The following is an 11,195-nucleotide window of genomic DNA, read 5'->3' as shown; positions in this document are numbered from 1 at the left end:
ACCAAGGGTGTGAAGACAGTGAAGTTACCTATTTGGTCTAGCCAAGGCGGTCAAGATGATGTGATCTGGTACGATGCGATTAAGCAAACAGATGGCACCTATAAGTTGAGTGTAGATATCCGCCGTCATAAAAATAATCGTGGTGAATACAACATTCACATGTACTATGTTCAGTCGGACGGTAGTTTGCAGGGTGTAACGGGTACTACGACTAAGGTGGAAGAACCCAAATACAGCGTGACTGGCACGATTCACATTGAGAATAAAACTTCGCAAGGCTTTGATGTGGTGGTGACGAATGTCAGCTCGACCAAGGGTGTGAAGACAGTGAAGTTACCTATTTGGTCTAGCCAAGGCGGTCAAGATGATGTGATCTGGTACGATGCGATTAAGCAAACAGATGGCACCTATAAGTTGAGTGTAGATATCCGCCGTCATAAAAATAATCGTGGTGAATACAACATTCACATGTACTATGTTCAGTCGGACGGTAGTTTGCAGGGTGTAACGGGTACTACGACTAAGGTGGAAGAACCCAAATACAGCGTGACTGGCACGATTCACATTGAGAATAAAACTTCGCAAGGCTTTGATGTGGTGGTGACAGATGTTAACTCCACCAAAGGTGTGAAGACAGTGAAACTGCCTGTTTGGTCCAGCCAAGGCGGTCAAGATGATGTGATTTGGTACGATGCTGCTAAGCAAAATGATGGCAGTTATAAGTTGAGTGTGGATATCCGCCGTCATAAAAATAATCGTGGTGAATATAACATACACATGTACTATGTTCAGTCGGACGGTAGTTTGCAGGGTGTAACGGGTACTACGACTAAGGTGGAAGGATCTCAAACGAGTGTAAAAGAAGTACAATATAATGGCTCTTACTACTTTGTCCAAGGAAAATATGACGAGATTGTAGTGGCAAATAAAAAACATCCGATGGCTGCTAACTACAATCCTGGTGAAAATCCAACTGCAAAAGCTGCCTTTCTTCGATTAAGAAATGATATGATTGCTCAAGGCTATAATGTTGGTTATGCTTACAGCGGATTTAGAAGTTATGATTATCAAAAAGTTCTGTATCAAAATTATGTGAACAAAGATGGTCAAGCTGCTGCGGATCGTTACTCTGCACGTCCGGGTTATAGTGAGCACCAAACAGGTCTTGTCTTTGATTTAACGGATAAAGCGGGCAATCTTTTAGAGGACGCTGCTGCAAGTAATTGGTTGAAGAACAATGCACATTGCTACGGTTTTGTAGTCCGTTACCAACCAGGGAAAGAAGCTTCGACAGGATACATGCCAGAAGCATGGCATATTCGTTACATCGGTAAGGAAGCTGATGAAGTTTACCATTCTGGTTTGAGTTTAGAGGAATATTATGGCTTTGAAGGTGGAGATTACGCTTCATCAGTAACCCCGTCAAAACCAACGACTCCGTCTCCCCAAACACCCTCTATCCCTGCTCAAGGTGTATATCGTTTTACAAAACGCTTCTCTATCAAAGCAGAAGCTAGAATGTCAGCTCCTGAATTGGCTTATTATGATGCCGGGCAATCGGTCACTTATGATAAGGTTTTGAATGCAGATGGTGCGACATGGATTTCTTACATTGCTTTTAGCGGAAAGAGACGGTATATTGCTGTTGCTTAATTCAAACTTTACAACATCTACGGTTGGGAATCCGTAGGTGTTTTTTTATATTTGAAAAGCATTGTTTATTATGTCACAAACTTAGATAAAGCATAAAAGGAAATGCTGTTGTGTATAAGCTTTTTGATATTTTCTGAGATTGTGAAAATCTGTGAGCAAATTTTTTGTAAACGAATTCAAAAAGTATTATGATATTACCGTAACTAAAAAACAGATTTTGAAATTGCAATTCCATTCTCTGAGATGGAGGATTATTATGTCTAATGTGAAAACAGTGCCTGCTGCTGTTGCTATGCTTCGTGTATTGGAAGCATGGGGTGTGGAAAATGTTTACGGTTACCCTGGTGGTTCTGTCAATTCAACTATGAATGCGCTGGATCTGGAAAAGGAAAACCTTCACTTTGTTCAAGTTCGTCACGAACAAGTTGGAGCTCTTGCAGCTGCAGCTCATGCTAAATTGACTGGAAAAATAGGCGTAACTCTTGGGTCTGCTGGTCCTGGTGCTGTCAATCTTTTAAATGGCTTGTACGATGCGCGGGAAGATCATGCTCCGGTTTTAGCTTTGGTCGGTCAAGTGCCGAGCACAAACATGAACTATGATTATTTCCAAGAGTTTTCTGAATTACCAATGTTTAGTGATGTTGCGGTTTACAATCGAGTGGTTATGACACCAGAAAGTCTCCCTTATGTTGTTGATAAAGCGATTCGTGAGGCTTATAAACATAATGGTGTAGCTGTTGTTATCATGCCAAATAATTTTGGTTATGTAGAAATTCCAGATGTAGATTATGCTTCTCATACAGCAGAAAAAAACTTACCGCTGCCCCAAGCAACGGATGCCGAAGTGGATCAATTTCTTGAACTAGTAAAAGCCGCTAAGCGTCCTATTTTTCATGTAGGTTCTGGTATCGGGAACAATGCGCAGTTATTGATAGAACTGTCTCAAAAATTGCAAATTCCGATTGCTGTAGCGGGTCTGGCTAAGGGCAAAATTCCAGATGACTTTGAAGCCAACTTAGGAACATTGAATCGTGCCGCCTCTAAGGTTGGTGATGAAGCTTTTGCGGCAGCTGATCTGGTGATTGCTCTTGGGACAAACTTCCCATTTGCCAACTTAGTTTATCGTTCTCATGATTTTAAGTTTGTTTCTATTGATATTGATGCTGCTAATTTTGGTCGTCATCACTACTTGGATTTAGGGATTTTATCAGATTCTGGAAGTTTTCTGAAAAAAGCCTTGGTACGTAGTGAAGCGGTCGCTCCGCAACCATTTTATCAAGCAAGTGTGGCAGCCATGAAAGATTGGAAAGCTTATCTGGAACGTTTAATGCAAAAAGCAGACGGACCACTAGAGTTTGAACAAGTTTATCGCGAAATCAACCGCATTTCAGATGCCAATGCTGTCTATGGTATTGATGTTGGGGACAATATTATCAATAGCTTCCGCTTCTTAAACTTTACACCAGAGAAGAAATGGACCATCTCCGCTCTTTTTGCCACCATGGGTTATGGTGTACCAGCTTCTATCGCAGGTCAATTTGCTTTCCCAAATCGCCAAGTTTTCAATATTGCTGGAGACGGTGCATTTTCAATGGTAATGCAGGATCTGACGACCCAAGTCAAATACCAGTTGCCAATTATCAATATTATCACTTCTAACAATTCACTCAACTTTATCAAGTCTGAACAGGAAGATCTGGTCATGAACTTTTCAGGCGTAGATCTCTACGAAGTAGATTTTGCGAAAGTTGCAGAAGGAATGGGAGTAGAGGGAATAACAGTTAAAACTTTAGAGGAATTGCCAGCTGCATTTGACCGCGCACTTGAAGTTTCAAAATCTGGAAAGCCTGTTTTGATTGATGCTAAAATCACAGACAAACGTGGTATCCCTGTGGAAGAGTTGGAATTGGATATTGTTGATGGTGACTTTGTAGAAAAAATTTCTACTGGTTATCAAGAAACACATGGTCAAATGAGTCCAGAAGAATTCTTTGCGGCTTATGATGGGCAAGAGCTGCGACCTATTACAGCTTATTTCAAAAAATATGGTGTCAAGCCATAACGTGAGCCACAGCTTATCTTAATTTTTACCACTGTTTATAGTAGTTAGAGCGGGAGGGCATCCCTCTCTAACTCTACTATAAATTGCAGAAGCTGTTTCACTTCATTAAATTGGTATAAATTTTATACAAATTCTTATTATTCTGATCTGTTAGATAGACTGATTGAATTTTTTGTTTCGAAAAAATGAAAGCGCTTGCTTATCGAAAGTTCAATCTGCCTTTCTCTGCAGATCTGCATTAGACAGGAGGAAACATTATGTCTTACCAAACTAGTAGTGCTGAAGGTCCAGTTGATTTCATTAACACTTATGATTTAGAGCCCATGGCTCAGAAGGTCATTCCCAAAGCTGCATTTGGCTATATCGCAAGTGGAGCCGAAGATACTTTTACTCTGCGGGAAAATATTCGTGCCTTTAACCATAAGCTAATTGTGCCTCATACGCTTCGAAATGTGGAAAATCCAAGTACAGAGATTGAATTTGACGGAGATAAACTATCGTCTCCAATTATTCTAGCTCCGGTAGCGGCTCATAAGCTGGCGAATGTACAAGGAGAAGTGGCTTCAGCAAAAGGTGTGCATGAATTTGGTTCTCTCTACACCACAAGCTCTTATTCAACGGTCGATCTTCCAGAAATTTCGCAAGCTCTTCAAGGAACACCACATTGGTTCCAGTTCTACTTTAGTAAAGATGATGGCATTAACCGTCATATCATGGATCGGGTTAAAGCAGAAGGGTATAAAGCAATTGTTTTGACAGCGGATGCGACTGTTGGGGGCAATCGTGAAGTGGACAAACGCAATGGCTTTGTTTTTCCAGTTGGCATGCCGATTGTAGAAGAATACCTTCCTGATGGTGCAGGCAAGACAATGGACTTCGTTTACAAATCAGCTAAGCAAAAATTATCCCCTCGTGATGTGGAATTTATCGCATCTTACTCAGACCTCCCTGTCTATGTCAAAGGTCCACAATGCCGTGAAGATGTAGAGCGCTCGCTTGATGCCGGTGCTTCTGGTATTTGGGTAACCAACCACGGTGGACGGCAAATTGACGGCGGCCCGGCAGCTTTCGATTCATTGCAAGAAGTGGCTGAAACAGTTGATAAACGTGTACCAATTGTCTTTGATTCAGGTGTCCGTCGTGGTCAGCATGTCTTTAAGGCGCTCGCTTCTGGGGCAGATTTAGTGGCTATTGGGCGACCTGTGATTTATGGTCTAGCTCTTGGTGGTAGTGTTGGTGTCCGCCAAGTCTTTGAGCATATCAATGATGAATTAAAAACAGTGATGCAATTATCTGGTACCCAAACGATTGAAGAAGTAAAACACTTCAAACTTCGTCATAATCCTTATAATCCAACTTTCCCAGTAGACCCACGGGATTTGAAATTGTACTAAAATGGATAAATTATCATCCAACTCTCTTTGGCGTTTCAAAGGGAGTTTTGTTATGCTAAGCGATAGAGAAATGAAGTCAGATACCCGATTTTAATAAAAATGTTCAGTTCTAAATGACAAAAGTTAGCAAAAGTCGTTAATGTACTTGGAAAATAGAATAGTACCACTATTTGACAGTATTTTATAAGAAAACTTCTTCTTTGTTTGTTATAATATAAAGTGGAGAAAACGTTTTATATTATAAGGAGGAAAAAATGACAGAAAAATTGACTTTTCCAGATGGATTTTTATGGGGCGGAGCGACCGCTGCCAACCAATGTGAAGGGGCCTATGATGTTGATGGTAGAGGTCTTGCCAATGTCGATGTGGTGCCGATTGGTGCGGATCGTTTCCCGATTATTGCTGGTAAGAAAAAGATGTTTGACTTTGAGGAAGGCTATTTCTATCCGGCAAAAGAGTCCATTGATATGTATCATCATTTTAAAGAAGATATTGCGCTTTTTGGCGAAATGGGCTTTAAGACTTATCGACTCTCTATCGCCTGGTCTCGGATTTTTCCAAAAGGAGATGAGCTGGAGCCCAATGAAGCAGGCTTGAAATTTTACGAAGACCTCTTTAAGGAATGCCACAAGTATGGCATTGAGCCCTTGGTGACTATCACCCACTTTGACTGTCCTATGCACTTGATTGAGGAATACGGAGGCTGGCGCAGCCGCAAAATGCTGGAATTTTACGAGCGCCTCTGCCGCACTCTTTTTACCCGCTACAAGGGGCTAGTCAAATACTGGCTGACTTTCAATGAAATCAATATGATTCTCCATGCACCGTTTATGGGAGCAGGACTTTACTTTGAAGAAGGGGAAAATGAAGAGCAGGTCAAATACCAAGCAGCTCATCATGAATTGGTAGCGTCAGCTATTGCGACCAAGTTGGCACATGAGATTGACCCTGAAAATAAGGTTGGCTGCATGCTGGCAGCTGGTCAGTATTATCCAAATACAGCCAATCCGGCAGATTACTGGGCAGCTTTGCAGGAAGATCGGGAAAGCTATTTCTTCATCGATGTCCAGTCCAGAGGAGAATATCCAAACTATGCCAAGAAGAAATGGGAGCGTTTGGGTATTGAGGTTGAAATGATAAAAGAAGACCTAGACTTGCTCAAGACCTATACGGTGGATTTTATTTCCTTCTCTTATTATTCTAGCCGTGTGGCTTCTGGTGATCCAAAGGTCAATGAAAAAACTGCCGGAAATATCTTTGCCTCGCTTAAGAATCCTTACCTAGAAGCTTCTGAGTGGGGTTGGCAGATTGATCCGCTGGGCTTGCGAATTACCCTCAATGTCATCTGGGATCGTTATCAAAAACCCATGTTTATCGTGGAAAACGGTCTGGGAGCAGTTGATACACCGGATGAAAATGGCTATGTCGAAGATGACTACCGCATTGACTACCTAGCTGCCCATATCAAGGCTATGCGTGATGCAATTAATGAAGACGGCGTAGAACTTCTAGGGTACACCACTTGGGGCTGTATTGACCTAGTTTCTGCTGGAACTGGCGAAATGAAAAAACGCTATGGTTTCATCTATGTAGACCGTGACAACGATGGAAACGGCACACTCAAACGCTCCAAGAAAAAATCCTTTGACTGGTATAAGGAAGTCATTGCGACTAATGGGGCAAGTGTGAAATAGAGCAATTGGGGCGTGAGACAAAATTTAAAATCATTTTAATCGGCTCTCTTATTTCAAGAATTCGGTGAGAGTGGGGCAGAAATCAGTAGCTTCGTAGAAACTTGATTTCGTCATCCCACTCTCTTTTTTGCTTTCCGTTGACTTCCGTCTTTTTCCTTGTTACACTATGGATAAGAGATTTTGTTGGAATGGACGTAATATGGCCAATGTTTTAATCATCGAAGATAACAACGATATTCATGACATTTTAAAAGATTTGTTTGAAACTGAGCACAGGGTTTTCTCGGCTTATTCTGGAACGGAAGGACTTCTTGTTTTTGCGCAGGAAGCAATTGATTTGGTATTGCTGGACATTATGCTGCCAGGGAAAAATGGCGATCAGGTCTTGGCAGAAATTCGCAAAAGCAGTCAGATTCCGGTGGTCATGCTGACAGCTTTGGGTGAGAAATCGCTGGTCAGTCAATATTTGCTGGATGGTGCCAATGACTATATTGTCAAACCGTTCGATCTGGACGAGGTTTTTGCGCGTGTGACCGTGCAGCTTCGTAACCACCTTTTACAAGAGCAAGCAACAGAAATTCAAGGGATAAAAAATATCCGTCTTTCACCAGATACATTTGAAGTGGTCAATGGCGAGAAACGGGTTCGTTTGGGGAAGAAGGAGTATCAGATATTTCAAACCTTGCTTTGTCACCCTAAGAAGATTTACACAAAGGAAGAACTGTTTGAGTTGATTTGGGAAGAGGCATATTTGCCGGGAGACAACACGCTCAACACTCATCTCAGCAATCTTCGTAAGAAATTGGCACAAGTAGATAATTCGGAAGAATATATCGAAACGATTTGGGGACTGGGTGTACGGCTTAAGGAGGACTGAGAATGCTTGAATTTATACTAATTATGTTCATCGGTCTGCTTGGGTTCTTGCTCGTGCGTTATCATGTTGCGGTCCGTAATTTTTCACAGCAGATTCGTGAGAAACGAGAAACTGGTAGTCAAATTCGTTTGGCACCTCAAAATCACAGTCAAACGATTGTTGAGTTGGCAAATGAAGTTGAAAAGCTCTTTCAAGAAGTAGAGCAGACACGTTTTATCGCTCGTCAGGAAAAGAAAACCTTGGATATGGCGATTAGCAATATTGCTCATGATATTCGCACACCCTTGACCATTGCTAGTGGCTATACCCAACAGCTTATAAAGGGAAAAGAAAGAAACGAGCAGCTATTGAAAATTGCGACCAATCTATCCGTTGTTTCCAATCGTTTAGAAGCGCTCATGGAATACCGCCGTCTTATGGAAGGTGTAGTTCGACCACGGTTTCGACAAATAGATATTTCCAAGCTGATTGCAAAGCAAATGCTTCCTTTTTATGATGCCTTTCAAAAGCAAGGAATTGAATTGCAAGTAAATTTGCAGGAGGGGTTAGTAATAAAGACAGATCCAGAAATTTTGGAGCGAATTGTCCAAAATATGTTGAGCAATGTCCTCAAGCATGGAAAGGAAACTGCCCAGCTATCTTTAATCCGAAAAGATGCGGCTATTCTTTTAAGTGTAAAAAATATAGTCCGTCAGCCAATTCAGCATTTGGAAAAATTAATCAATCGCTTTTATTCTGAAAATCTCTCTAGCACGGAAGAATCCTCTGGTTTAGGACTTTATATCACTCAACAACTGGTAGATATTCTTGGCGGTGATTTAACCATGAAAGCTGAAGGAGAATGGTTTGGATTGCTTATCCGTTTGTGAATATTTTATACAAAAAAACAGCTAATCATTTGACTAGCTGTTTTCTTTTGTTATAAATCTTTTCTTTTAAATACCTGTATACCACTAAATGTAAAAAGAAGTGTGATGAGAAGAGCGATGGTTATGGTTTTGAATACCATATCCTGTTTAGAAACCATGTCAAAATAGAATTGCATGTTCAAGTATTTCAACCAGTCAATATCTGGATAAAAGGCAGTTGGCAGACTTAGCAGGGAAACACCGATCAAATAAGTGAAAATAGCAGCTATAATAGAGTTGGTAGCATACAGGACGAAAGAAACAAGGCTAACCCAAGCTAGGGTACAAATAAATTGAACCCCTATCGTAATGAGAAAATTAGAAAGAAAATGTTTGGGTGCGGTTCCCATACCATTGATGAGCGTAGCTGGAATAAATGAGGAATAGGTTAGAATCAATTGAAGTACGATGAGACTTGCCAGAACAAGAAACTTAGACAAATAGAATTCTGTCCGTGAAATACCACTAGTAATAGAATTTTTATATAATTTCTGGGTGAGATCAATTCCAATCAATAAAACAACAAGGATAATAGTAAAAATAATGGTATTACTAAGATTATCAGAGGTTTTAGTGATAGCCTCAAAGCCAGTCCAGCCTCCGTTATCACCCAGTTTTTCAAAAGCTTTTGTATCTGTATGAACTCCGATACTTCCCACAACACCATAGAGAACACCTAATAAGAGTGTGGTGATAAAAAGGATTTCTGTAATCCAAAAACCTTTTGAGCGAAAAAGACGATAAAAGTCTGCTTGAATAGTATGAAACATGATAAACCTCCCTATTCTACCAAATCTGTAAAGTATTTTTCTAAATCTTGGCGAGCATAGTAAATTTCGTTAATGGTAACCTTCTCTGCCCCTAGCGTTTGAACAATCTTGTTGATTTCGTGCGAGTGAGTGAAGATGTGTATTTCATCTGTCGCATTCACGACTTTGAGACGGTAGCCTAGTTGATCGTGGAGGATTTTGCTTGCTTTAGCGAGGTCACTTGTTTTCAAAACGATATAATCTTCATTTTCTTCTTCAAACTCTGCTTTCGTGATTTCTTTGATAAGTTGACCGTTTTCGATGATGCCGAATTTTGTAGCAACCAAGTATAGTTCGCTTAAAATATGACTGGAGATGATGAAAGTCATATTCAATTCTTCATTGAGACGCTGCACCAAGTGCCGAAATTCTTTAATCCCGACGGGGTCAAGCCCGTTAATCGGTTCATCCAAAATCATTAGATCAGGCTTGGATAGAAGTGCAATGGCAATGCCCAAGCGCTGTTTCATTCCAAGAGAAAAATCTCGAAATTTTTTCTTACCAGTATTGGTTAGTCCGACGTAAGAGAGAGTTTCTCGGATAACCTTGTCCGCATTTGGGATATGCCGTATCTTGCAGCAATAGTTTAAGTTTTCATAGGCCGTCAAATGATTGTAAGCAGCGGGTGCTTCAATGACAGAACCAACTCGCTTGAGAGCGTGCGTCCATTCGGAGTTATTAGAAGAGCCAAAGAGAGCGACCGTACCGCTATTGGGCTGAATCAGCTGGGTAATCACTTTGATAAGCGTTGTCTTACCAGCTCCATTTTTCCCAATTAGCCCGTAAATTTCTCCTTGCTTCACGGTGAGACTGACATCATTCAAAGCGAGTTGTTGTCCAAATCTCTTGCTGATGTGTTTCACATTTACAACAGTTTCCATAACATGACCTCCATTTTTTCTATCGTAGAGTTCTCCCTCTTTTCACTATTTAGTATACAAAATGCTTGTCAAATAAGTCTCAAGCAATTCTCAAATATTTCTAAAATTTAAAAAATCTGAGAAAACCTCAGATTTCACAATTTTGTAGGATAAATTTTTCAATCATAGCGGCCATTTCTTGAGGATGGTCTGTGTTAAGTGTATGATTTCCACCTGAAAGTGTCACAAAATCTGCTTGTGGTAAAGCTGCAGCTAATTTTTTAGAGGAAGGCAGGTTAGGCCAATCTTTGCTGCCACAGATGATGAGGCTGGGAAGTTGTATTGCACTTAGTTGACTTGATAAATCTAAATTTTTCAAGTCTTTTAACAGGCCAACAAAAGATTTTTTATGAAGCCCCTCTTTTTTAAATAGGGAGTCTGGTAGGCAAGAGAAAATAAGCAGCTGGAGTTTATAGAGTAGATTGGAGCTTAGTTTATATTGAGTTCCTGATAAAACGAGTGCTTGGAGCTGAGGAAATTGTTGCCCCACCTTTAAGGCAAGAGTTCCACCGAGGGACAATCCAACTAGAACAAATGGTTCGTTGATGGCTTGAAGTTCCTGACAAAGGTGTTGTTCTAGCTGAGAGACTGTAATGATGTTGTTATTTGTGTAAAAGAGGTCTAAAGCCTCGGTGTCATATTGTGGCAGAAGTTCACGGACTTTATCCCAAGAGTGTTTATCCTGTCCAAGACCGTGTAAAAAAATGATTTTCATGAGTGATTCCTTTTTATTTTCAACAAAAGAGATGGTAACGATTGTAAGAGTAAACCTATTAAAATCTATCATAAATTGGATTACTTGATATCATTATAGCATAAAGAAGGTGCTTGTGTTGCGATAGAATTAGACGATGACCGACTTTAAGTGGATAAAAAGA

General features: G+C 40.5%; 9 protein-coding genes. 6 read left to right on the top strand and 3 right to left on the bottom strand.

The window, feature by feature from the left end:
• The 6 genes from ldcB to IYQ23_RS05585 form a co-directional block, all read left to right on the top strand.
• A partial coding sequence (gene ldcB, locus IYQ23_RS05610; RefSeq protein WP_195674348.1) for an LD-carboxypeptidase LdcB/DacB occupies window positions 1-1,653 on the top strand: 1,653 nt, incomplete at its 5' end.
• 256 nt (window positions 1,654-1,909) lie between these two features.
• Window positions 1,910-3,715: a pyruvate oxidase gene (spxB, locus tag IYQ23_RS05605; protein WP_195674347.1), complete on the top strand. Its 1,806-nt coding sequence runs from the start codon at window positions 1,910-1,912 to the stop codon at window positions 3,713-3,715.
• Window positions 3,716-3,972: 257 nt separating this feature from the next.
• A complete protein-coding gene (gene lctO, locus IYQ23_RS05600) occupies window positions 3,973-5,109 on the top strand; it encodes an L-lactate oxidase (protein WP_003030539.1) in 1,137 nt (378 codons plus the stop codon).
• Window positions 5,110-5,363: 254 nt separating this feature from the next.
• Window positions 5,364-6,803: a 6-phospho-beta-glucosidase gene (locus tag IYQ23_RS05595; protein WP_195674346.1), complete on the top strand. Its 1,440-nt coding sequence runs from the start codon at window positions 5,364-5,366 to the stop codon at window positions 6,801-6,803.
• Between the two features lie 199 nt (window positions 6,804-7,002).
• Entirely contained in the window at window positions 7,003-7,680 is a 678-nt protein-coding gene (locus IYQ23_RS05590; protein ID WP_195674345.1) for a response regulator transcription factor, read from the top strand.
• 2 nt (window positions 7,681-7,682) lie between these two features.
• A complete protein-coding gene (locus IYQ23_RS05585) occupies window positions 7,683-8,549 on the top strand; it encodes a sensor histidine kinase (RefSeq protein WP_195674344.1) in 867 nt (288 codons plus the stop codon).
• Between the two features lie 50 nt (window positions 8,550-8,599).
• On the opposite strand, the gene IYQ23_RS05580 is transcribed toward IYQ23_RS05585, so the two are convergent.
• The 3 genes from IYQ23_RS05580 to IYQ23_RS05570 all read right to left on the bottom strand — a co-directional run bounded on the left by IYQ23_RS05580 (window position 8,600) and on the right by IYQ23_RS05570 (window position 11,032).
• Window positions 8,600-9,358, bottom strand: a complete 759-nt coding sequence (locus IYQ23_RS05580) for an ABC transporter permease (protein WP_195674343.1) — start codon at window positions 9,356-9,358, stop codon at window positions 8,600-8,602.
• A gap of 11 nt (window positions 9,359-9,369) precedes the next feature.
• Complete coding sequence (locus tag IYQ23_RS05575) at window positions 9,370-10,278, bottom strand: ATP-binding cassette domain-containing protein (RefSeq protein WP_195674342.1); 909 nt, start codon at window positions 10,276-10,278, stop codon at window positions 9,370-9,372.
• A gap of 127 nt (window positions 10,279-10,405) precedes the next feature.
• A complete protein-coding gene (locus IYQ23_RS05570) occupies window positions 10,406-11,032 on the bottom strand; it encodes an alpha/beta fold hydrolase (protein WP_195674341.1) in 627 nt (208 codons plus the stop codon).
• Between the last annotated feature and the right edge of the window lie 163 nt (window positions 11,033-11,195).

Source organism: Streptococcus sp. HF-100, from assembly GCF_015594635.1.
In the GTDB taxonomy this organism is placed as follows: domain Bacteria; phylum Bacillota; class Bacilli; order Lactobacillales; family Streptococcaceae; genus Streptococcus; species Streptococcus vaginalis.
Note: the sequence above shows the minus strand (reverse complement) of the source record. Positions and strands in the feature narration are given on the sequence as shown.

Excerpts from the sequence above, each read along its gene's own strand:
- IYQ23_RS05570 (WP_195674341.1), bottom strand. The coding sequence starts at position 11,032 with ATGAAAATCATTTTTTTACACGGTCTTGGACAGGATAAACACTCTTGG.
- IYQ23_RS05575 (WP_195674342.1), bottom strand. The coding sequence starts at position 10,278 with ATGGAAACTGTTGTAAATGTGAAACACATCAGCAAGAGATTTGGACAA.
- IYQ23_RS05595 (WP_195674346.1), top strand. The coding sequence starts at position 5,364 with ATGACAGAAAAATTGACTTTTCCAGATGGATTTTTATGGGGCGGAGCG.
- spxB (WP_195674347.1), top strand. The coding sequence starts at position 1,910 with ATGTCTAATGTGAAAACAGTGCCTGCTGCTGTTGCTATGCTTCGTGTA.
- IYQ23_RS05585 (WP_195674344.1), top strand. The coding sequence starts at position 7,683 with ATGCTTGAATTTATACTAATTATGTTCATCGGTCTGCTTGGGTTCTTG.
- lctO (WP_003030539.1), top strand. The coding sequence starts at position 3,973 with ATGTCTTACCAAACTAGTAGTGCTGAAGGTCCAGTTGATTTCATTAAC.
- IYQ23_RS05580 (WP_195674343.1), bottom strand. The coding sequence starts at position 9,358 with ATGTTTCATACTATTCAAGCAGACTTTTATCGTCTTTTTCGCTCAAAA.
- IYQ23_RS05590 (WP_195674345.1), top strand. The coding sequence starts at position 7,003 with ATGGCCAATGTTTTAATCATCGAAGATAACAACGATATTCATGACATT.